This is a genomic window from Gordonia sp. JH63, assembly GCF_009856645.1.
In the GTDB taxonomy this organism is placed as follows: Bacteria; Actinomycetota; Actinomycetes; order Mycobacteriales; family Mycobacteriaceae; genus Gordonia; species Gordonia hongkongensis.
The window spans coordinates 124,754-146,989 of record NZ_CP047235.1 but is presented as its reverse complement, the minus strand read 5'-3'; the positions used below and the strand labels follow the sequence as shown (position 1 = coordinate 146,989).

The window sequence follows — 22,236 nt, the reverse complement described above, 5'->3', positions numbered from 1 at the left end:
CTCAGCCGGCCGGGTGACCCGAGGAGACCTGGGCGGCGCCTCGATGATTGTCATCAGGACGTATCGTCGCCGGCCGCCTGCCACCTCGCGCCTGCCACACGGTGCGCAGCACCCGTCGGCCGTCGGAGATCGCGTTGAGATTGGAATTACCTGTGCGACGCGGCATTTCCAGGCTCGGAACCTCGGCGATCCGCAGGCCGGCCTGCACCGCGCGGACAGTCATCTCGGCCTCGATCTCGAAGCCGGTCGCCTGCAGATCCAGAAGATCCAGGTATCGCCGATGGAAAGCGCAGAAGCCGTAACACAGATCGGTCAGCTCGGTTCGGTACAAGCTGTTGAAGAACGCGAGCAACCCGTAGTTGCCCAACCGCCGGAACCGGGTGATGTCGAGTGACCCGCCCCCGCCCATGAACCTCGACCCCTTGACGAAGTCGTAACCGTTCTCGAGGAAGTGCAGGAAATGCGTGATCTCCTGCGGAGCCATACTGCCATCGGCGTCCATCATGACGATCATGTCGGACGTCGCGGCGGCGAAACCGGTACGCAACGCACTGCCCTTGCCGGGTCCGCTCTGTTGCACGATCTTGATGTCGGGGCGGTAACTCCGCGCGGTGATGAGTGTTGCGTCGGTGGAGTTTCCGTCGATGAGGATGATCTCGTCGATCCGCTTGGGGATCTGTTCCAACACCCACCCGATGTTCCGTGCTTCATTGCGGACCGGAATGATGAGGCTCACCGTGGATGTCGTCGGGCCGAGATCTCGGTACCCAACGAATGATCCATTGCTGAGTCGATGCTGGGCATCTGTTGGTTGCGCCGCAACAGTTGCGGTCCCGTTGTTCTGGCCGGTCAATTCGATCACTTGTCCAATCCCGCGCACGGTCCAACCACACGTGTGTACGAGACTTCCCCCCGGAAGCATCGACTGAACGAGTCGAGCGTGTGCGTGTCTGAGATGAAGAGAGGCCGTCCTCCCCGACGACCCGTTTCGGACACTAGCAGAGGATGGGCGAGAAGGGGAGGCATACGGCGAGCCTGCGAAGCTTCGCTGGGCGAACGAATCCCGAACTCGGAACGCGGGTGGCGCAACCGAACTCGAACCCCGACCACGTACCGGGCGGTACGGTCAGCCGTCTTCTCGGGCCTGAATGCGGATCCAGGGTTAATGGCCGATACACGCGGTAACGCGATGTCATCTGGGCGCGAATGCGTAATGAAAGCCCAGCACAGCGGCCAGCGGTCACACGCTGACGGAGGATTCAGTGAGTCTCCGTTACACACGCTGCATCGTCGACCCACGACGCTCGGCGTGGGGCCGGAGCGTCGTCCGACGACCGCGGTCTGCGGCCCCGAGCCGGAGACATACGCCTACCGCCGCGTGGCAAGAGTCGTTCGGTTTCGATCTCAGATTCGCGAGTGTGATACGCGGCACTGTTGGGATCCATCCGGCGGGCTCCAACGAATGAAAAGTGACCCCTGAGGTCGTCAGACACGAGCAGGAGAGGCTGCCGGCGCGCGATGAACTCACCCACACCTCCGTCCCCGTCACGGTCGGCGCCGATCTCCGCGCCTCGAGACGAGAAGCCGGGGCGACCCCTGGAACCGCGGGTCGAGCAACTCATCGCGGAAGCGACCGCGCTCTTTCAGGACTCCGGCTACCGGAATGTGAGCGTCGAGGAGATCGGCGCCGCCGTCGGACTGACCGGGCCGGCGGTGTACCGGTACTTTCCGTCCAAGCAGGACATTCTGGCGAGAGCGCTGGCGACGCAGGTGGAGGGGGTACGCGCACTCCTGACCCAAGCCGAGGAGCGCAGCGAATCGCCGGCGGAACAGCTCGGCGTGTTCTTCGACCTGCTTGCGACCAGGGCGGCGCATGGCGACGTCTCGACACTGTGGACCCGCGAGCGACGCCATCTGCACCGATCCGATCTCGACGACATGGACGCGCACCACCGCACGCTGATCGACGCATTGGCGTCGAAGTTCGACACCACCGAGGCCGGCATCGACGCCCAGACCGCGAAACTCCTCGCGACCGCGGCGGTCAGCGTGTTCTCGAGCACCGCGGCGATGCGGGGTTCGCTCACCCCACGACGGCTCACGCAGATCCAGCGGGCGGTCGTGGACTCGATCCTGAGCTGTCCGCTTCCCCGCGGGGCACAGTCCCGCGCGCGGTTCGCCGATGGATCCAGCCGACGGCCCGCTGCGCGGCGTGATCGGATACTCGCCGCCGCGACCCGGATGTTCTTCGCGCGCGGATTTCCCAACGTCCGAATCCACGAGATCGCCGCCGAAGCGGATGTGTCGCCGGCGACGGTCTACCAGGAGTACGCGGGAAAGACCGACATCTTGATGACCATCATGCGTCGAGGTCTCGAGAATCTGCACTGGATATCCGTCGACGCACTGGCGGAGTCCTCGGCGGTTGAAGCGCTGGACGTCCTCGTAGGTGTGTTCCTCGACTACTCGCTCGGCCCGAACGGTCGAGTGTTGGTCATCGCCCTCCAGGACATCGTGTATCTGCCGGAAGCAGACCAGGTCTCACTTCGCCGGACCGCGTCGGACTACACCGCTGAGTGGACTGCCGCGATCCTGGCCCGTTCACCGACCCTGGCGCACGCCGATGCCAACGCGCTCACGCAGGCACTTGCCGGATTCGTCTACCAGGTCATCTCGTCGCCAGAGCTCCGCTCGCGGCCGGGCATCGAAGGCGAGTTCCGCGCGCTGGCATCCGCCATCCTGAGCCCGGTCGAACTCTGTGGCGGTCCCGGTACCCAGGGCCTGAGTCCGCGCCGGCTCGCGGACATTCCGCGAAGCCAAGTGGTCCGTGCATCGCGGCCCTACTCGAAGTAGCGGCGCGGCACGTCGACGAGCATGGTCGTGATGTCGGCCTCGCTCACCCCGCGTTCGCGCAGGGCGGGCAATACCTCTTCACTGACGTGCCGGTAGTTCCACTTCGGGAGTGCTTGCTTCTTGGCCTCGTGGTCGAACCAGTCGATGAAGCAGGCGGCGTCGTGCGCGAGGGCCATGCGGTCGGCATAGCCGCGCTTGCACAGTTCGGCGACGGTGTTCACCCGTTCGTCGAATGGCAGGAGGAGGTCGAGCCCGAAACGATCCATGCCGAGGATGGAACCGGCGTCGGCGAGCTTCATCAGGTAGTCGAGGTCGACGCTGTCACCGGAGTGGCCGATGACCACCTTCGTCAGGTCGGCTCCCTCCTCGGCGAGGACCCGCTGGGCGACCAGACCCGACTGACTGTGCGGATCGGTGTGGACGGTGATGGGCGCCCCCGTCTGGGCGCTCGTCTGTCCCACCGCGCGCATCACGCGCTCAACTCCCGGTGTCAATCCTTGTGATTCGATGGCGCACTTCAGGAAGGCCGCTCGCACACCGGTGTCCGCGATCCCCTCGGTCAGGTCCTTCGTGAACAGGGTGACCAACGGTTCCGGGACGTCGAACAGCATTCCCGGTCCGGCATAGTGGAACTGGAACGGGATGTCGTTGTAGGTGTAGAGGCCGGTCGCCACGACGATGTTGAGGTCGATTTGTTCGGCGATCCGTTGGATGCGTGGGATGTACCGGCCGAGACCGAGAACCGTCGGGTCCAGGATCGTGTCGATCCCGAGCTCCTTCAGTTCGGTCAGGTCGCGGACCGCTTCGGCGACCTTGTCGTCCTCGTCCCAGTCATCCTGGTAGTTCTGCCGGAACTCCTCGCCGAGGACGAACACATGCTCGTGCACCAACACGTTTCCGAGGTCTGCGGAATCGATCGGGCCGGTCGCGGTGTGGACGGTGGCCATGGAACCTCCTCACCAGGAGGCCGCGTTGCCTCCACTGCGCCGAACCCTAGTCGACGACCTGATGCGGCAGGCGGCTTTCGCCCGTCGTCGCCGCCGACCGCCACGGCTCTGGCGGGACGGGCTTCAGGCAGCGCGTGGCGCGGTGAGTTTCTCCATGGTCCAGTAGGAGGTGCCGGCAACGACTGCCCCGGCGAGCCACGACAGGTCGATCCCGCCCAGTGCGACCGCAACCGGCCCCTGCAGTGCCGGCAGCATCCCGTACATGAACATCCAGGTCGCGGTGACACCGAGAGCGAGTGCGACGAGGGCGGTCGGCCGGACCATCGGCAGGACGCTGTCCGCCGGTGTGGCGAACAGACTCTCGGCGTCGATCTGTTGCCGCGCGATCAGGAACCAGTGCACGAGAACAACGCTGCCCCAAGGGCTCAACCAGCCGACGATCGACACCAGCCAGAAGTCGATGGTGGTCGCGAAGTCGCTATTGAGCACGAAGTAGACGACGACCGCCATCGCCACGACGCCGATGATCAGGTTCAGCACGCGCCGGTCGACGCGGATGTCGAGCGCCTGCGTCGACACCGTGCACGTGTAGATGTTGAGGATGTTGGTCGCGAGCGGTCCGTGGATCACCAGCAACAGAACCGGCAGTGCGAGAACGCCGTAGGCGTCGACGATGATCTCACCCGGGTCGGCGGAGTCGCTCAATGTCGCCAGGGACGCACCCAGCACTCCGAGCCAGACGACCGGGATGAACTGCCCGAGTGCACTGGCGAGAAACAGCCTGCGCGACGGGACGTCCCGGGACACGAAGCGCGAGTAGTCGCCGGCGTAACCGATCCACGTCAGACCCCAGCCGATGCCGATCGCGGTCATCACCGCCGTGATCGCGCCGATGTGGGCCGATCCCGTGAGCTCCGGAGCGGTCGTCTGTCCCCAGTCGACGTCGAGGCCGACCCACGCGACGACGGTCATGACGAGCAGGATCGCGACCGTCGGAGGCACCGTCCATCGTTCGAACGCGGAGATCACCCGGTACCCGAACCACGCGATCGTCACCTGCATCCCCATGATGACCGCGGCCACGACGATCCGTGCGGCGTTGTTGTCGAGGTCCGGGTCGACGAGTCCCATCTCGCCGAGCAGCGCCATCACCAAGTCGAGAACGATCCAGGTGTTGACCGCGCACCAGCCCATGCAGACCAGGGCCTGGACGGCGGCGGGAACGTAGGCGCCGCGGCGTCCGAAGACGGCTCGCGACAGCACCATTCCGGTGACCCCGGTGCGCTGACCGATGACGACGAAGACGCCGAAGATGGTCATGCCGATGGCATTGCCGACGACGAGGACCGCCACCGTCTCCCACAGCCCGAGGCCCATCGTGACGCCGAGTGCACCCAGCACCCAGTTGATCGGCGCGATGTTCGCACCGGCCCAGATCCAGAACTGTCCGCGCACGTCATGGGTCTTCGCGGACTCGGGGATCAGTTCGAGTTCGGCCTCGGCCTGCGGGCCCGAATGGCCCGGTCCGGGTGCCGACGGGGTCGCGGCGTCGAGTGCGGTCATGGAGTCCGTCCAGGAAGTGTCGGCCCCCGATTGGGCGGGGTGCGTTCGGGCATGGCGCGCGACGATGCGCAGTGCATCCATGGTGGTCGCACCGCCCGTCGCGCGATACCTACAGAACGTTCGCACTCCTCGGGTACGGAACGGACAGAATGTCACACCTTCGGCGTTTCTCGCACAGCCAACTGGACTGTCCGGGCTTCTCGCGCTGACCGATCTGGAGGGCGATGCGTTGTTCGGCGGCGTCGGCGATGCGTAGCTGTTCTTAAGCCCGGTAGGCCAGGGCGACGTCGTGGTCGCGGCCGGTTTGGGCGTCGGCGGCCGCCGGGGTTGTGGCGCACGAGGGTTCCGAGGTCACGGCGGCATTGTCTGCAGGGGTGGCCCTGGGTGTCGGTGGGGATCGCGCAGCCGGGCAGGGCGCAGCGGGGGAAAAGTTCGGCGGTGATGGTCACGATGGTTCCTCGAGGTGGCGGGTGTGAGCGGGGCCGGGGCGCTGGGCCGCGACCGTGAGAGGTCGCGGCCCACCGCTGGACGGGGTCTAGTCGGGTGGCACGTCGACGGCATCGGTGTCCCCGGCGATGACCTTCTCGACGTCGGAGAGGGTGTACTCGTTCCGCAGGATCAGCTTGGAGAACGCCTCGACGGCCGAACGGTTCGTGATTGCTCCACAGTTTCGTCATTCATGACGAAATGACCTGATTTTCTCCAAGATTCGCCGATAACCTACGTTATGACATAATTCCCGCTAGTGTTCTGAGTCATTAATTCGTGTGCAGTAGTGGGCGATGGAGTCGAGGATCTGGTCAGCGGTCTTGACCCACACGTAGGGGCGGGGGTTGTCGTTCCAGGTCTCGATCCATGCTCTGATGTCGGCGTTGAGCGCTCTCACGGTGCGGTGGGTGGAGCGTTGGAGCTTCTTGGTGGTCAGTTCGGCGAACCAGCGTTCGACGAGGTTCATCCAGGATGAGCTCGTCGGGGTGAAGTGGACAACGAATCGTGGGTGCGAGGTCAGCCATCGTTTGACCGCGGGCGTCTTGTGGGTAGAGGCGTTGTCCATGACCAGGTGGACGTCGAGCTCGTCGGGCACCTCGGCGTCGATCTTGCGGAGAAACCCGATGAATTCTGTTGCCCGATGCCGTGAGTGAAGCGAACCGATCACTTTTCCCGACGCGATGTCCAACGCCGCGTACAGACTGGAGGTGCCGTTGCGCACATAGTCGTGGCTGGCCCGTTGCGGGGTGCCCGGGAGCATGGGAAAGATCGGCTGGGTGAATCACCCTAGGGTTTTGTGCCGCCTCCAGTGTGGGCTGGTCCTCGGGGCCGAGGCCAGCGTAGTGGAGCGTTTCGAACTCGGTCGGGGGAATCTGGCCGATACTCGAGTGCAGCCTGCTGTTGTTGTACCAGTCGACCCAACCAGCGGTCGCGAACTCGACGTCGGAGATCGTCCGGTACGGGCCGGAGTGGAAGATCGTGGTCCGGATGCACTCGGTCTTGTACAGCCCGTTCACCGACTCGGCCAGAGCGTTGTCGTAGGCGTCTCCGACCGACCCGATCGACGCGGCGATGTCTTCGAGCCGCAGCCGCTCAGTCAGTGTAACCGATGTGTACTGGGCGCGTTCAATCGGTCGATGCAACACTGGGTTGTTGTAGCGAGTGTAGTTGTTCGCCAAAGACTTCGGCGGGAGTTTTCCATCCAAGGACTTTTCTAGGACGGTTGTTGAGGGTGTAGGCGATGGCCTCGAGGTCCTCAGCTGACCACCGCGACAGATCAGTTCCCTTAGGAAAATATTGGCGCAGAACACCATTGGTGTTCTCGTTGGATGGTCGCTGCCACGGTGAGTGCGGATCGGCGAAGAACACCTGCGTTCCGGTGTCCATCGCGAACTGGGCGTGAGCGGACAGTTCCTTGCCGCGATCCCACGTCAACGTTTTGCGCAACTGCTGCGGCAGCGCGGCGATCGACGCTGTCAGTCCTGCATTCATCGCGATGGCACCGTAGCCACCGAGTGCGGGCCCGTTCTTCACAGGCGGCTGCTCACCCCAGCCCTGCTGGCGTGGCAGATGCACCAGAAGTGTTGCACGACTACGACGTTCAACGATCGTGCCGATCGCCGATCTCCCAGTTCCGATAATCAGATCACCCTCCCAGTGCCCGGGGACGGCACGGTCCTCGGCCTCGGCAGGGCGCTGACTGAACACGACATCGGAGGTGACGTGACCCTGCGGCTTGTTGCGCGAGCGGGCCCGCGGCTCCCTCAGTGCACGTCCGGTGCGCAGGCACGCGACCAGCTCACGTTTGAGCGCGCCGCGGCCCTCGATGAACAGGGACTGGTAGATCGCCTCGTGACTGATACGCATGGATTCATCATCGGGGAAGTCGACCTTCAAACGCTGGGAGATCTGCTCTGGACTCCACGCCAGCGACCACCGCCGGTTGGCCCGGTGCGGTTTGTTAAGCCCCTTCCATGGCGGTGGCGTGGGGCCCGCAGCGATCGTGCCATCGGGACGGCGGACAACGCCGGCCAGGCGGTCCTGTACGTACTCCCGCAACTCGACGTGGGCCACGAGCTTCGCTGTTTTCGGGCGCTTGGCGGCCTGCTGGGCTTTCCACTGCGCCACCAACGCCCGATACTCGAGCTTCCCGCTCCTGGTTGCGGCGTTGCGCCGTAGCTCACGCGAGATCGTGGCCGGACTCCGCCCGATCCACCGTGCGATCTCACGCACCCCACGATCCTGGGCGCGTAGCAGCGCGATCTCTTCCCGTTCGGCGAAGGATAGATAGCGGCCCGAAGGCTCATCCAGACTCAGCGGCCTCATGCCGCCAGCGTGGCGGAACCAGCGTGTACCCACCGGCACCGACACACCGACAGCGATCGATGCCTGTGCCGTGCTCACCCCCGTCGCGACCACCCGCCAAAACTCACGTTGCACCTGCCGCGACGGCTCCGGCCGCCCCGGCGATCGCATCGCCGGCCGAAGTGCACGATCAGCACGCCACTGCCGACGAACACCTACCGCCACATCGCTGGTCCTCCGACTCCAGTCCGCCGTAGCCACCGCAAACACCTCCATGATCATGGTGTTGCGACGACCAGTTGAATCCGCCCTGACTTCCAGCATCCGAATGATGAATCAGCTCAGCAGCTTTCACCGGATGACCCTCTCGTTTCCGCTGCCACAGCGCCATCCGAAGCGGGACCGTCACCAGCTCCACCGTCTTCGACGTCGAGGCGTGCCACGCCACGATCCGACGTGAGAACACGTCGATGATGAACACCACGTACACCCACCCCGCCCACGTCCGGCAGTAGGTGAAATCGGTCACCCACACCCGGTTCGGCTCGACGGCACTGAACTGTCGATTCACCAGATCCTCCGCACGTACACCATCAGCGGACCGCACGGTCGTACGGACTCCCTTGGACCTTCGAATCCCGTTGTGGCCTAGCACTTTCATCGCTCGATCAACGGCGCCATAGGACACCCCGGGCAGTGTTGTCCGATGCAGATGGGCGCGCATCTTCACCCGCCCGTAGAGGCCCTCCGGAGTCATCTTCCGCCGGCCGTCGTCATCGGTGCGCCAGACCACGGTGCGCACCGCATCGACGACGTGGGCATCGGAGACGGTCCGAGCGGCAGGCGTGCGTGTTCGCGATGCCCGGTAGGTTCGTGCGGCAATCATGCAGCCCTGCTCACGCAAGACCCGACAGATCGACTCGACCGCAAAACCGTTGGCGCGCATCTGATCTATGAACGCCACGATCATCGGTTGCGGCGGTCGAGTTCCCCCGCGAAGAAAGTCGTCGCCGCTTTCAAAATGGCAACGTCCTCTCGCAATTGCTTGTTCTCCGCCTTGAGTCGCTTGATCTCAGCGAACTCCTTCGACGTGGTCCCCGACCGGGCGCCGGCATCGACCTGGGCCTGCACGGCCCACCGACGTACCGTCTCCCCACCGACACCGACCTGCTTGGCGATCGCCTCTGCCGCGGCAGTCAACGACGTGTACTCGCCGCCGTGCGCCTCCAGCAAACGCAAGGCCCTCGAACGGACCTCCGGATCGATCTTCTTAGGCATGTGCTCATCCTTCCTGACTCAGAAGGAAGCGGCATCAAACCAGGGGTGATTCACGGACCTTCTCGGTGAACAAGGGATCTCTCGACAGCTTCCACGAATCCTGTTTGTGCGGAGCCAATCCGAACGCCCGCCACACACGCGACACGGTTGACTGTGACATGTCGAGATGCTCGGCCATCGCCCGCGTCGACCAGTGTGTCGCATTCTTCGGAGTGGTCTCGAGAGTCGCGGTGATCAAGTTTTTGATCTGCTCGTCGTCGACGGTGCGAGGTCGCCCAGGCCGGGGTTCGTCGAGCAACCCCTCGCAGCGGTGCTCGACGAACCGGCCTCGCCAGCGCCGCACGGTACTGCGATTGAGGCCGAGTCGTTGTGCCACTTCAGTATTCGAACCGCCATCAGCGGCGGCGAGAACGATTCGTGAGCGCATCGCCAAACCCGAGGCCGTCGTTCGCCGACGCGCCCACCCTTCGAGCTCACGGCGCTCGTCATCAGTCAGAACAATATCCACTGCTCGCGGACCCCGGGTTGCCATTCCCTAGCCTAACAACCGAACGGAAATTAATGACTCAGGACACTAGATCCGCAGCAACTAACGATTTTCTTTCCGGTGCATACTATAAGAAGATCGCTCAGACCCTTGAACGCGGAAAGTTTGATCTTCTTTTCCTTCCGGATGCTCTCGCAGTCGAGGACAGCTACGGCCATGATCTGCAAACAGGCGTCGGACTGGGCGGCCAGGGCGCGATCGCACTCGAGCCCGCCACGGTGGTGGCGACGATGGCCGCCGTGACCGACCGGTTGGGACTTGGAGCCACCATCTCCACCACGTATTACCCGCCGTTTCACGTCGCCCGTATCCTGGCAACGCTGGATAACCTGTCCGACGGGCGGGTGTCGTGGAACATCGTGACATCGCTGAACGATTCAGAGGCAAAGAACTTCGGAATCGATGCTCATCTTGAACACGACACCCGTTACGACCGCGCGGACGAGTTCGTCGAGGTCGTACGTAAGCTGTGGAACTCGTGGGACGATGATGCGCTGCTGTTGGACAAGATCTGCGGCCGGTTCGCTGATCCTAAGAAAGTTCATTACGTCGATCACCGTGGTGACTGGTTCGACGTGCGCGGCCCCCTGCAAATCCCCCCTTCAAGTCAGCGCGAGCCAGTACTCCTCCAGGCCGGATTGTCGCCTCGCGGTAGACGTTTCGCGGGCCAGTGGGCCGACGCCGTGTTCAGCATCTCGCCGACGCTGGAGATGATGCAGCGCACGTACCAGGACATCAAGGGGCAAGTGAGTGCCGCGGGTCGCAACCCCGACGCCACGAAGGTTTTCACAGCTGTCATGCCCATACTTGGGGAGACCGAGGCGATCGCACGCGATCGCCTCGAATACATCAACGGTCTCGTCCACCCCGAGGTCGGTCTGTCGACGTTGTCGAGTCATAGTGGAATCGACTTGTCCGCCTTCCCCCTAGACGCGAAGTACTCCGACATCGTCGCGAGCTTGGGGGACGCGCACATCCCCACCATGCTCCACATGTTCTCCACGGTTGCGAGCGACGGCGAGGATCTGACACTGGCCGACCTTGGAAAGCGTTATGGCACGAACGTGGGTTTTGTCCCGCAGTGGGGAGGAACGCCCACCCAGATCGCCGACAGACTGGTCGAGTACTTCGATGCGAGAGCGGCTGATGGGTTCATCATCTCCGCCGCCTATCTGCCCGGCGTTTACGAGGACTTTGTCGACCAGGTGGTGCCGCTGTTGCAAGAACGTGGGGTATTCCGCGACGAGTATGAGGGATCAACGCTGCGCGACCACCTCGGCCTGGAACTGCCAAGCGGGGCGGCGGCGCTGTGACCGACACCAGCTCAGCGGTCCACACCCTCGCGTACAGCAACTGCCCTGTTCCCAACGCCCTGCTGGTTGGCCGCGAGTCGCAGTTGCTCGCCGAGGCTGGCATCAATCTGGACGTGCTGGGAGGGCCGCTGGGCTCCTTGCACTTCACCTACGATCATCCCGCTTACACCCGATTCGGCGGAGAGATCCCGCCGTTGGTGAGTGAGGGCCTGCGTGCACCGGGTCGCACACGCCTCCTGGGCGTCACCCTGTTCGAGGGAAAGCTGGGCTTTTACGCGGCCGACCCCACCCTGACCGCACCGGAGCAACTGGCGGGGCATCGTGTCGGCGTATCCGCATCGGCAATCCGGATCCTGCGCGGCGACCTTGGTGACTACCGACAGCTCGACCCGTGGCGCCAGACTCTCGTCGCACTGGGCACTTGGGAGGCGCGAGCCCTGCAGCACACCCTTCGTCACTCCGGCGTAACAGTAAACGATATCGAGCTCGTACCCATTGAGACGGCGGGAGTCGACTTACCGCAGGACCGACTCAGCGCATCGGCATCAGTGAACGGTTCGGACCTCTTTCCCGCCGTCGGGGCCCATCAGGCACAAGTCTTTGCCGGGGGGACGGTCGATGCGCTATTCAGCTGGCTTCCGTGGTCCGCGGAGTTCGAAGACCTCACCGGTGTTAGACCGCTGCGTGACCTGAGCTTGGACAGGACAAGCCACTACGCCAGCGTTTGGACAATCAGCGCGCAACTCGTCGATAAGAACCCGTCACTCGTGCAGCATCTGGTGGATACGGTGGTCCGGGCAGGCTCCTGGGCGCGCGATCATCTGACCGAGACAGTCGCGATTCATGCCCGCAACCTCGGTGTTAGCGAGACTGCGGTGACACGCGGTTTCGGCGAGCACTTCACCGACAACTTAGTACCCACCCTCGACCACGATGCGCTCACTGTCCTTGCTGCGACACAGCGGTACCTGGTCGACCACGATCTGGTGGATAAGGCGATCGACCTGACTGATTGGTCGGCCCCGGAATTTCTGCAGACGAGCCTGCGTACATGCGCGGCCGGCACATCAGCGATTGGAGAATACGAATGACAGTCACCGACGACACGGCGGCGGCCACCGACCGGCGGGCGGGCGATCCTCTCGCGGTGGCTCGAGACCTTGCTGCAAGCTGGCGGGAGGGAATCGTCGAACGGGATCGCGATGGGGGGCCAGCCACCCGTGAGAAAGAGGACTTACGCCTAAGTGGTCTGCTGGCGCTCGCGGTACCCGAGGAGCACGGTGGTTGGGGCGCAGATTGGCCGACGGTCTGAACCGCCCCGGGTCTGTCGGAGGCTCTCGAACCTGTGAAGGATGGAGAGCATGGCAGCACCACGCAAGTACAGTGAGGAACTCAAGGACCGGGCCACCCGGATGGCATGTGAAGCGCGACGAGATCCCGATTCGTCGAGAGGTGCGATCAAGCGGATCGCCGATCAGCTCGGAGTCCATCCCGAGGCGTTGCGCAATTGGGTTCGTCAGGCCGAGATCGACGGCGGGGTCCGCCCGGGCACCACGAGTGAGGACGCTGACCGCATCGCGGCGTTGGAGCGGGAGAACCGTGAACTGCGGCGAGCGAACACGATCTTGAAGCAGGCTTCGGCTTTCTTTGCGGCGGAGATCGACCGCCCACAGCGCTGATCGTGGTGTTCGTCGCGGCTCACCGCGATGAACACGGAGTCGATCCGATCTGTGCGGCATTGCGCGATACGTCCGCCCAGATCGCTCCGTCCACGGTACGAGCCCACCTGAGCCCCCAGAAGACCGAGGCGCCTCGTGTGGTGCGTGACCGGGAGCTCCTTACCCAGGTCCGCGCGGTGCATGCCGACAACCTCGGCGTCTACGGTGCCCGCAAGGTGCATGCCCAATTGCGCAGACAGGGCCATAGTGCTGCCCGCTGCACCGTCGAGCGATTGATGAAAGCCGATGGGCTGCAAGGGATAGCGAGACTCAAGACACGCAAGACCACGCGCAGCGAGGGAGCTGAAACACCCCGGCCGGCTGACCGGGTCAACCGTCAGTTCACCGCGGCGGCACCGAACGCGTTGTGGGTGGCGGACCTGACCTACATCCGCACCCACTCGGGCTGGGTGTACGCGGCGTTCGTCCTGGACGTGTTCTCGCGGATGGTCGTCGGCTGGCAGGTCTCGACCACCATGCACACCGACCTCGCCCTCGACGCCCTGAACATGGGATTGTGGGCACGGTCGCGTGCCGGCCACGACGTGGCCGGGCTGATCCACCACTCCGACCGCGGAGTGCAAGGCGGATTCAACTGGTCGTCGCAACACCATGATCATGGAGGTGTTTGCGGTGGCTACGGCGGACTGGAGTCGGAGGACCAGCGATGTGGCGGTAGGTGTTCGTCGGCAGTGGCGTGCTGATCGTGCACTTCGGCCGGCGATGCGATCGCCGGGGCGGCCGGAGCCGTCGCGGCAGGTGCAACGTGAGTTTTGGCGGGTGGTCGCGACGGGGGTGAGCACGGCACAGGCATCGATCGCTGTCGGTGTGTCGGTGCCGGTGGGTACACGCTGGTTCCGCCACGCTGGCGGCATGAGGCCGCTGAGTCTGGATGAGCCTTCGGGCCGCTATCTATCCTTCGCCGAACGGGAAGAGATCGCGCTGCTACGCGCCCAGGATCGTGGGGTGCGTGAGATCGCACGGTGGATCGGGCGGAGTCCGGCCACGATCTCGCGTGAGCTACGGCGCAACGCCGCAACCAGGAGCGGGAAGCTCGAGTATCGGGCGTTGGTGGCGCAGTGGAAAGCCCAGCAGGCCGCCAAGCGCCCGAAAACAGCGAAGCTCGTGGCCCACGTCGAGTTGCGGGAGTACGTACAGGACCGCCTGGCCGGCGTTGTCCGCCGTCCCGATGGCACGATCGCTGCGGGCCCCACGCCACCGCCATGGAAGGGGCTTAACAAACCGCACCGGGCCAACCGGCGGTGGTCGCTGGCGTGGAGTCCAGAGCAGATCTCCCAGCGTTTGAAGGTCGACTTCCCCGATGATGAATCCATGCGTATCAGTCACGAGGCGATCTACCAGTCCCTGTTCATCGAGGGCCGCGGCGCGCTCAAACGTGAGCTGGTCGCGTGCCTGCGCACCGGACGTGCACTGAGGGAGCCGCGGGCCCGCTCGCGCAACAAGCCGCAGGGTCACGTCACCTCCGATGTCGTGTTCAGTCAGCGCCCTGCCGAGGCCGAGGACCGTGCCGTCCCCGGGCACTGGGAGGGTGATCTGATTATCGGAACTGGGAGATCGGCGATCGGCACGATCGTTGAACGTCGTAGTCGTGCAACACTTCTGGTGCATCTGCCACGCCAGCAGGGCTGGGGTGAGCAGCCGCCTGTGAAGAACGGGCCCGCACTCGGTGGCTACGGTGCCATCGCGATGAATGCAGGACTGACAGCGTCGATCGCCGCGCTGCCGCAGCAGTTGCGCAAAACGTTGACGTGGGATCGCGGCAAGGAACTGTCCGCTCACGCCCAGTTCGCGATGGACACCGGAACGCAGGTGTTCTTCGCCGATCCGCACTCACCGTGGCAGCGACCATCCAACGAGAACACCAATGGTGTTCTGCGCCAATATTTTCCTAAGGGAACTGATCTGTCGCGGTGGTCAGCTGAGGACCTCGAGGCCATCGCCTACACCCTCAACAACCGTCCTAGAAAAGTCCTTGGATGGAAAACTCCCGCCGAAGTCTTTGGCGAACAACTACACTCGCTACAACAACCCAGTGTTGCATCGACCGATTGAACGCGCCCAATACCGAGCCATCCGCTACACCGAACGACTGGCCGAAGCCGAAGCGGTGACATCTGTTGGCTCCAAAGGGGATTCATACGACAACGCGATGGCTGAGGCGTTCAACTCGCTGTTCAAAGCCGAATGCATCCGTAACCCCGTGATGCGCCCGCGAGGCGGCTGGGCAGGTGTGGGCGAGGTCGAGATCGCCGTCGCTGAGTACGTCGAATGGTTCAACCACCGCCGCCTGCACGGCGAGATCGGACACGTCCCACCCGTCGAGTACGAGAGCGCCTACTGGTCGACCCACACCGTCACCAGCTACCGTGAGAACCCGGTCCCCGCAAACGCTGGAACCAACTAACCGAGCCTCCAGCAAACCCGGGGCGATTCAGTCTTCGCAGTAATCCGCGAGATTGCCAAGGTCGACGGCTCGCTTGGCCACCTCTACGGATACCACCTCGTGTGTGCAGCCTTCATCGAACTCCTCGGCTCGCCGGAGCAGCGCGACGCCACTTACCGCCGCGTGGCGCAGGGTTCCTGGACGGGGAACGCGTTGAGCGAGAACAACAGTCACATTCTCGACTGGAAGGTGCGTGCAACCCCACGCGACGACGGTGGTTACGTGCTGAACGGGACCAAGCATTTCTGTAGCGGGGCGCTCGGATCCGATCTGCTTCTGGTGTTTGGCGTGGCGCAGGATGATGACTCACCCGAGCGGTCGGGAATTATCACAGCGGTCATACCCACCGACCGAGGGGGAGTGCGTCCCAACAATGACTGGAAAGCCCTGGGGATGCGGCGGACCGACAGCGGTACAACGGACTTCAAAGATGTTCAAGTGCTTCCGCACGAGGTGTTGGGGGCTCCGAACAGCGTGATCACCGACTTTTTCGGCTATAGGCGCGCCAGCCTATTCGGCCCGTTGGTGCAACTGATCTTCTCGCACGTCTACATAGGAATTGCCGCCGAAGCGCTGGACTCCGCTCGCGAATACACGCTGGAGCACGCACGGCCATGGACCCCTGCGGGGGTTTCTGAGGCCACGCAGGATCCATACGTAGTTCGGACCTTTGGAGAGCTTGCGATTAAACTACAAGGCGCTGACGCGGCGGCCCGCGATGCGTCGCACGCGGTGCAGCGGATCTGGGAGAAGGGTGATGCTTTGGCACCCGCCGATCGGGCCTCGCTGATGGTTCAGGTGTCGGGGGTGAAGGTCTTGGCCACCGAGGCGGGTCTGTCTATAGGCAGCCGGATCTTCGAGGTCATCGGGGCGCGTGGGACACACCCGCGTTTGGGGCTGGACCGGTTCTGGCGCAACATCCGGACGCACAGCCTGCATGACCCGGTGGCCTACAAGATTGCCGACGTCGGCCAGTACTTCTAGAACGACCGTGATCCCGTCCCAGGCTTTACATCCTGACAAGTTCGACAACACACATCGGCGATCCCCCCACCAGGTCGCGGGCGGAAGCGACATCGGCGGTGGTGCCACGAAGTTCCTGGACAAGCTCGTCGTAGCGTGCACGCACCGTCGGGGTGAGGCCGCCACGGTTCTCCATGGCGATAAACGCCGTTGTCTTGGCGCCTTTCTCCCCGAACGCCGTGCCCATCCGGTCGAATGACTGAAACGACGGCACTCCCGCAGGGATCGGGTCGACCGACTGCTGCCGCACGACTGTCTCCAGCTGCGGGAACGCTCGTGACCGCCTCGACGGTGACAGCCTCCACTCCCCCGCTGCGCAGCAACACCGCCGTGGCGTCGAGCAGACGGTTCCGGGAACGAACCCGCCGCGGATCGACGTCGTCGAGGCCATTGATGCTCACCGCCACCAGGTCTCCTCACGCTGTTGGTCCAGCGTGGATGTGGCATTCTACCAACGATACCGTTGGTAGTGGTCTGCTACCGGCACGAGCATCGATTCGAGGACTGTGATGTCAGCACCCACCAAACTGCCCGCACACTCCCCATCGTGCATGGGCTGCGGGCCGGAGAATGCCAGCGGCCTGCAGCTCGAGGTGTACCGCGACGGCGACCGCGTTTTTGCCGATCACTCTTTCACCACCAAGCATTCCGGTGGACCAGGTTTGGCGCACGGAGGCGCTATCTCGGCCGCGTGCGACGACATCATGGGATTCACGCTGTGGATCGCCGGCACCCCGGCCGTCACGCGCACGTTGACCGTCAAGTACCGCCGACCGGTACCCCTCCACGTACCAGTACGTCTTACGGCGTGCATCGACGAGGACGCCGATCACATCCTGCACATCGGGGCGAGCGGGACTGTGGACGGCGAGACCTACTTTTCCGCCACCGGCGAGTTCGTGAAAGTCGATCTCATGCACTTCGCGCGCTACGCCGACACCTCCACGGTAGACAGCTTTTTCGTCAATCTTCTTCGCGCGGACTGACCTGCTCAGATGCCCGGCGCTGCCTGCCGATTCGCCGGTGCGCGGCGAAACCGCGTCGGGGAGCATCCGACCCACCGTGTGAACGCATGAGAGAAGCTGGCGGCGTCGGAGTACCCCAGTTCTGCGGCTATCTCGCCGACACCGATGCCCGGATCCAGCAGTCGCGCGGTGGCCCGTTCTTGGACGAACTGCTGCCGCAGGCGACGCAGGGTGGTGCCCTCGGCGTTCAGGCGTCGCTTGAGTGTGCTCACCGATATCGACAGCTCCGCCGCGATACGAGCACCGTCAGCGCGGGCAGGGTCGGCATCGAACTGTGCGCGGACCAGCTGCGTGTAGGAACTGGGCCTACGCTGTTCGTAGACGCGTCGAAGCTCGGCAATACCGATCCGGTAGGCCACGGGGTCGGAGAAACGGCACACGTCGTAGAGCACGGCAGCCGGTATGTGCACGAACGCCGCGGGCGCGTTGAAAACGATCCGATGGCCGATCTCACCCACGGCGATCAGGTCTGCCGGCGCCTGGCATGTCAGATGAAGCTCCACGGAGGGGACGGCACCGGCGAGCATGTCCACCAACCGCAGGACAGCCAGACCACCGTAGGTGACGGCGAAACAATCGGTGCCGGCGCTGTCGGTGCGCCCGGCCAGAGCGATCGTCAGTCCAGAATCTCCGTGCTGGAACTCGGTGCTCAGCGCGGTCGATATCAGGGGCAAGAACTGAAGCAGTTGAACAACTTCGACGACGGAACCCGCACTGACCAGCGGCAAACTGATGGGGCCGAACGAGGTGAGCTGAGCGTGCTCGGCGAACGCTACGCCCAACCGGAATCCCTGCTGGGAATCCATCGCCGGATACACCTCGTGAAACCACCGGACAGGCACTTGGCCCTGTCGCGCAATGACGACCGCGAGATCGACGCCCTCGCGGGCCATGATGCGTTCGAACGCTCGGGTCTCCGCCGCGCCCAAGGCGCCGCTGTCGAGGAGCTGGGCGAACGCCAGCGGCGGCATCCCCGACTCGACAAGGCTCATATGAGCCAAGTTAACAAGACATCGCGACGTCCGAACCTGGATCGACCACATTCGCCGCGCGCACACTCATCTCTACGACCCAGGAACAAGGAGGTGGCCATGGCCACGATCACCTACGTGACCCACGACGGCGAGGACTACCCCGCGCCGGTGATGCCCGGCAGGTCACTGATGCAGACCGCGGTCGACCAGGCGATACCGGGCATTGATGGCGACTGTGGCGGTGAGGCGGCATGCGGAACCTGCCACGTCGTCGTCGACAGCGCGTGGATCGACACCGTCGGCCACAGCACAGACGTCGAAGAAGGCATGTTGAGCATGCACCCCGAGCGTGAGGCCAACTCGCGGCTGTCGTGTCAGATGACCGCGCGCGAAGAGTGGGACGGGTTGACCGTTCACCTCCCCGAGTTCCAGTTGTGAAGTGAGAGAATGAGAGCGACTTTCAGATGAGCATTACCACCGCGATCGCCGAGAAGGCGCAGTCCATGATCCCGATCGATCTGCAGATCCGTGGCGCTCACGTCTATGACAAGACCCGCCGGATCGTCACCCGAACCGACGGCAAGAAAATCTTCACCGAGACCCCCATCCCGCCGGTCGAGGACGTCGAACTCACTGACATCGATCTGAGCAACCCATTTCTCTACCGACAGGGCATGTGGCGGTCCTACTTCGAGCGTGTGCGCAATGAGGCGCCCGTTCACTTCCAGCCCCGCAGTCCCTTCGGGCCGTTCTGGTCGGTCACTCGACATGCCGACATCATCGCTGTCGACAAAAACCATGAAGCGTTCTCCGCCGAACCGTTCATCATCATCGGTCGGCCCCCGCGTTTCATGGATATCGCGATGTTCATCGCCATGGACCCGCCGCGGCACGACAAGCAGCGCGCCGCCGTCCAGGGAGTCGTCGCACCGAAGAACCTGCGCGAGATGGAGGGCCTCATCCGGTCTCGCGTCCGGGAAGTCGTCGAGGAGCTACCGCTCGACGAACCGTTCGACTGGGTCCAGACCGTGTCGGTCGAACTGACCGCGCGGATGCTCGCGACATTGCTCGACTACCCCTACGAGCAGCGCCACAAACTCGTCCAGTGGTCGGATTTGGCCACGTCGATGGAGCAGGCCAACGGCGGACCATCGGACAACGACAAAGTTTTCCGCGAGATGGTCGCGATGGCACAGGGCTTGAGTGCGCTGTGGCGAGACAAGGCCGCGCGGACCGCGGCAGGCGAGGAGACCGGATTCGACCTCATCACCATGCTGCAGAGCAACGAGGACACCAAGAACCTTCTCGACAATAGCCCGATGGAGTTCCTCGGGAACCTCGTGCTGCTGATCGTCGGCGGCAACGACACCACCCGCAACTCGATGAGCGGCGGAGTGCTGGCTCTCAACGAGTTTCCCGAGCAGTTCGAGAAACTCAAAGCCAATCCGGATCTGATTCCCAATGCGGTGTCGGAGATTATCCGGTGGCAAACCCCGCTGGCATACATGCGTCGGGTCGCCAAGAAGGACGTGATGCTCAACGGTCAGTTCATCCGCGCAGGTGACAAAGTCGTCATGTGGTATGCCTCCGGCAACCGCGACGAGCGAGTGTTCGACCGCCCGGACGAGCTCATCATCGATCGGTCCAACGCTCGCAACCACATCGCGTTCGGTTTCGGTGTGCACCGTTGCATGGGAAACCGTTTGGCCGAATTGCAGTTGCGCATTCTCTGGGAAGAACTTCTCGAGCGCTTCGACGACATCGAGGTGGTCGGTGATCCGGAGTACGTGCAGTCCAACTTCGTTCGTGGGATCAGCAAGATGATGGTCCGTCTGACTCCCAAGCCGGAGACGTGAGTACTGATCGGGTCGTGATCGTCGGCGCAAGCCACGCGGGCGCACAGCTGGCGGCCAATTTGCGCAAGGAGAAGTGGGCTGGGGCCATCCTGCTGATCGGCGACGAGGGCCGCCTGCCGTATCAGCGGCCGCCGCTGTCCAAGGCATACCTGGCTGGCGATTGCCATCTCGACGATGTCGCGATTCGGAGCCGCCAGTTCTACGACAAGCAACGGATCGAGCTCGTCGACGGGACCGTGACCTCGATCGACCGTGCCGAACGAACCGTCACTCTTGGCAACAACGACGCGGTGTCCTACTCGAAGTTGGCCCTGTGCACCGGCGCTCGAGCTCGCGCACTGCCGGTCCCCGGCGCCGACCTGCCGGGCGTGCACTATCTGCGCACCGCCACCGATGTCGAGGCCATCCGCGCCGCCGCGGTCCCGGGTTCGCGGGTCGTCATTGTCGGCGGCGGGTACATCGGCCTGGAGACAGCGGCCTCGCTTCGAACCCTGGGTGTCGAGGTCACCGTCCTGGAGGCGGCAGGACGCGTACTCGAACGTGTCACGGCGCCCGTCGTGTCGGAATTCTTCGATCGAATTCACCGCGAGAAGGGTGTCGAGGTACGGACCGACGCAATGGTCGAAGGGTTCCGCGGCGACGAACGAGTCGACGGCGTTGTCCTGTCCGGGGGGGAGACGCTGGCCGCTGACCTGGTCATCGTCGGCGTCGGCGTCATTCCGAACACGGAGCTCGCAGCAGCTGCGGGCATCGACGTCGAAAACGGCATCCTCGTCGACGACCGCGCTCGTACCAGCGATCCTGACATCGTCGCAGCCGGCGACTGCGCCAACCACCGAATCGAGCGGTACGGGCGACGTGTTCGTCTCGAGTGCGTGTCCGCAACAACCGAGCACGCCAAGATCGCGGCGGCCACAATCTGCGACAACACAACCGGTCGCGCCGCACTGCCATGGTTCTGGTCCGACCAATACGACCTCAAACTCCAGATCGCCGGGCTCAACACCGGATACGACGAGGTGCTGGTCAGCGGCAACCCCGCCCATGGCCGCGACTTCACCTGCTACTACTTAACCGCCGGAGAACTGATTGCAGCTGACTGCGTCAACAGACCCGCTGACTTCGTGACCGCCAAGCGCGCCATTGCACAACGAGCGCCGATCGTCAGGTCCGAATTGATCGGAGCGGCCCCATGACCACATCACCGACAAATGCGGTCAGCCCGGCGGCGCTGACGGGTTCACGCTTCCTCGACATCGAGCACGCCACCGTCGCAACCTTCACACGCGAAGCCGTCGGCAACGCGACCACCGACAAAGACAAAGCCGGCCGCCTGTTCACCGCGGTGCGCGACGCCATCCGCTACGACCCGTACACCGTCTCCAACGACCCAGAGCACTACCGGGCCAGCCATGTAATCGAATCCGGGCGTGGATACTGCGTCCCCAAGGCCGTCGTGCTTACCGCCGCATTCCGCGCCGCCGGGATCCCAGCGCGGCTATGCTTCGCCGACGTCCGTAATCACCTCCAAACGGGCGCCCTACGTGAGCTGATGGGAACCGACGTCTTCGTCTATCACGGGTACAGCCACGTCTACATAGACGGACGGTGGCTCAAGGCGACACCCGCGTTCAACTCGGAACTGTGCGCGCGGTTCGGAGTCGCCCCGATCGACTTCACCGGCGACAGCGACGCGTTGCTCCACGCTCACTCCGCGGACGGCTCAACACACATGGAGTACGTCCGCGAAAGAGGTGTGTACAACGACCTGCCTCTCGACAACATCCTGGTGGCTCTCAAAGAGGCCTATGGCCCTCTTATACTCACGCAGCGTGCGACGTCACTAGATGCATTCCACGCCTAACCCGGTCTGCCTCAGTCG

At 63.9% G+C, this 22,236-nt stretch carries 18 protein-coding genes, 6 pseudogenes and 1 other annotated feature; of the genes and pseudogenes, 13 read left to right on the top strand and 11 right to left on the bottom strand.

Features of this window, described 5'->3' with window-relative positions; genetic code table 11:
- Nucleotide 1: 1 nt before the first annotated feature.
- Complete coding sequence (locus GR168_RS00705; RefSeq protein WP_139115590.1) at nucleotides 2-871, bottom strand: glycosyltransferase family 2 protein; 870 nt, start codon at nucleotides 869-871, stop codon at nucleotides 2-4.
- Between the two features lie 647 nt (nucleotides 872-1,518).
- Here GR168_RS00705 and GR168_RS00700 point away from each other — a divergent pair.
- A complete protein-coding gene (locus GR168_RS00700; protein WP_068972372.1) occupies nucleotides 1,519-2,853 on the top strand; it encodes a TetR/AcrR family transcriptional regulator in 1,335 nt (444 codons plus the stop codon).
- Here GR168_RS00700 and GR168_RS00695 read toward each other — a convergent pair.
- From GR168_RS00695 to GR168_RS00660, 7 genes and pseudogenes are all read right to left on the bottom strand, one after another.
- Nucleotides 2,841-3,800, bottom strand: a complete 960-nt coding sequence (locus GR168_RS00695) for a phosphotriesterase-related protein (protein WP_159369741.1) — start codon at nucleotides 3,798-3,800, stop codon at nucleotides 2,841-2,843. The genes GR168_RS00700 and GR168_RS00695 overlap by 13 nt on opposite strands.
- Before the next feature lie 123 nt (nucleotides 3,801-3,923).
- Nucleotides 3,924-5,363 (bottom strand): cytosine permease, encoded by a 1,440-nt coding sequence (locus GR168_RS00690; RefSeq protein ID WP_058253433.1) that lies wholly within the window; start codon nucleotides 5,361-5,363, stop codon nucleotides 3,924-3,926.
- Between the two features lie 742 nt (nucleotides 5,364-6,105).
- Nucleotides 6,106-6,630 (bottom strand): annotated as a pseudogene (locus GR168_RS00685) (IS630 family transposase); the annotation flags it as partial.
- Between the two features lie 43 nt (nucleotides 6,631-6,673).
- Nucleotides 6,674-6,973 (bottom strand): annotated as a pseudogene (locus GR168_RS00680) (integrase core domain-containing protein); the annotation flags it as partial.
- 4 nt (nucleotides 6,974-6,977) lie between these two features.
- A complete protein-coding gene (locus tag GR168_RS00675) occupies nucleotides 6,978-8,177 on the bottom strand; it encodes an IS30 family transposase (RefSeq protein WP_101819295.1) in 1,200 nt (399 codons plus the stop codon).
- A gap of 283 nt (nucleotides 8,178-8,460) precedes the next feature.
- A pseudogene (locus tag GR168_RS23805) lies at nucleotides 8,461-9,434 on the bottom strand (IS3 family transposase); the annotation flags it as partial.
- 49 nt (nucleotides 9,435-9,483) lie between these two features.
- Nucleotides 9,484-9,966: pseudogene (locus GR168_RS00660) on the bottom strand (IS630 family transposase); the annotation flags it as partial.
- Between the two features lie 29 nt (nucleotides 9,967-9,995).
- On the opposite strand from GR168_RS00660, the gene GR168_RS00655 reads away from it, so the two are divergent.
- The 7 genes and pseudogenes from GR168_RS00655 to GR168_RS00625 all read left to right on the top strand — a co-directional run bounded on the left by GR168_RS00655 (nucleotide 9,996) and on the right by GR168_RS00625 (nucleotide 16,460).
- Nucleotides 9,996-11,294, top strand: coding sequence for an LLM class flavin-dependent oxidoreductase (locus GR168_RS00655; RefSeq protein WP_068970850.1), 1,299 nt, complete (start codon nucleotides 9,996-9,998; stop codon nucleotides 11,292-11,294).
- Nucleotides 11,291-12,385 (top strand): hypothetical protein, encoded by a 1,095-nt coding sequence (locus GR168_RS00650; protein WP_004022072.1) that lies wholly within the window; start codon nucleotides 11,291-11,293, stop codon nucleotides 12,383-12,385. Before GR168_RS00655 ends, GR168_RS00650 begins: the two co-directional genes overlap by 4 nt.
- Before the next feature lie 270 nt (nucleotides 12,386-12,655).
- Complete coding sequence (locus GR168_RS00645) at nucleotides 12,656-12,973, top strand: transposase (RefSeq protein ID WP_004022138.1); 318 nt, start codon at nucleotides 12,656-12,658, stop codon at nucleotides 12,971-12,973.
- Nucleotides 12,934-13,062, top strand: a sequence feature (AL1L pseudoknot). Its footprint overlaps the gene before it by 40 nt.
- A complete protein-coding gene (locus GR168_RS00640) occupies nucleotides 12,976-13,716 on the top strand; it encodes an IS3 family transposase (RefSeq protein ID WP_159369739.1) in 741 nt (246 codons plus the stop codon). Its footprint overlaps the feature before it by 87 nt.
- A 169-nt stretch (nucleotides 13,717-13,885) precedes the next feature.
- A complete protein-coding gene (locus GR168_RS00635) occupies nucleotides 13,886-15,085 on the top strand; it encodes an IS30 family transposase (protein WP_101819295.1) in 1,200 nt (399 codons plus the stop codon).
- 4 nt (nucleotides 15,086-15,089) lie between these two features.
- A pseudogene (locus GR168_RS00630) lies at nucleotides 15,090-15,437 on the top strand (integrase core domain-containing protein); the annotation flags it as partial.
- A gap of 99 nt (nucleotides 15,438-15,536) precedes the next feature.
- Entirely contained in the window at nucleotides 15,537-16,460 is a 924-nt protein-coding gene (locus GR168_RS00625) for an acyl-CoA dehydrogenase family protein (protein ID WP_014928945.1), read from the top strand.
- Between the two features lie 25 nt (nucleotides 16,461-16,485).
- Here GR168_RS00625 and GR168_RS00620 read toward each other — a convergent pair whose 3' ends face one another.
- Both GR168_RS00620 and GR168_RS23800 read right to left on the bottom strand, forming a co-directional pair.
- Entirely contained in the window at nucleotides 16,486-16,749 is a 264-nt protein-coding gene (locus tag GR168_RS00620) for an MMPL family transporter (RefSeq protein WP_004020624.1), read from the bottom strand.
- 25 nt (nucleotides 16,750-16,774) lie between these two features.
- Nucleotides 16,775-16,900: pseudogene (locus GR168_RS23800) on the bottom strand (TetR family transcriptional regulator); the annotation flags it as partial.
- 108 nt (nucleotides 16,901-17,008) lie between these two features.
- On the opposite strand from GR168_RS23800, the gene GR168_RS00610 reads away from it, so the two are divergent.
- Nucleotides 17,009-17,485 (top strand): PaaI family thioesterase, encoded by a 477-nt coding sequence (locus GR168_RS00610; RefSeq protein WP_004020623.1) that lies wholly within the window; start codon nucleotides 17,009-17,011, stop codon nucleotides 17,483-17,485.
- Nucleotides 17,486-17,490: 5 nt separating this feature from the next.
- Here the strand turns inward: GR168_RS00610 and GR168_RS00605 are convergent, their stop codons facing one another.
- Nucleotides 17,491-18,516 carry a helix-turn-helix domain-containing protein gene (locus GR168_RS00605; RefSeq protein ID WP_004020622.1) on the bottom strand — a complete coding sequence of 342 codons (1,026 nt, stop codon included), beginning with the start codon at nucleotides 18,514-18,516 and terminating at the stop codon, nucleotides 17,491-17,493.
- Between the two features lie 99 nt (nucleotides 18,517-18,615).
- On the opposite strand from GR168_RS00605, the gene GR168_RS00600 reads away from it, so the two are divergent.
- Genes GR168_RS00600 through GR168_RS00585 form a run of 4 tightly spaced genes read left to right on the top strand, consistent with a single transcriptional unit; the run spans nucleotide 18,616 to nucleotide 22,218 of the window.
- Nucleotides 18,616-18,936 carry a 2Fe-2S iron-sulfur cluster-binding protein gene (locus GR168_RS00600; protein ID WP_004020621.1) on the top strand — a complete coding sequence of 107 codons (321 nt, stop codon included), beginning with the start codon at nucleotides 18,616-18,618 and terminating at the stop codon, nucleotides 18,934-18,936.
- A gap of 26 nt (nucleotides 18,937-18,962) precedes the next feature.
- Nucleotides 18,963-20,354, top strand: coding sequence for a cytochrome P450 (locus GR168_RS00595; RefSeq protein WP_004020620.1), 1,392 nt, complete (start codon nucleotides 18,963-18,965; stop codon nucleotides 20,352-20,354).
- On the top strand, nucleotides 20,351-21,550 hold the full coding sequence (locus tag GR168_RS00590; RefSeq protein WP_014928948.1) for an FAD-dependent oxidoreductase: 1,200 nt from the start codon (nucleotides 20,351-20,353) through the stop codon (nucleotides 21,548-21,550). The genes GR168_RS00595 and GR168_RS00590 overlap by 4 nt, the downstream gene beginning before the upstream one ends.
- On the top strand, nucleotides 21,547-22,218 hold the full coding sequence (locus GR168_RS00585; RefSeq protein WP_159369738.1) for a transglutaminase-like domain-containing protein: 672 nt from the start codon (nucleotides 21,547-21,549) through the stop codon (nucleotides 22,216-22,218). The genes GR168_RS00590 and GR168_RS00585 overlap by 4 nt, the downstream gene beginning before the upstream one ends.
- Nucleotides 22,219-22,236 lie beyond the last annotated feature (18 nt).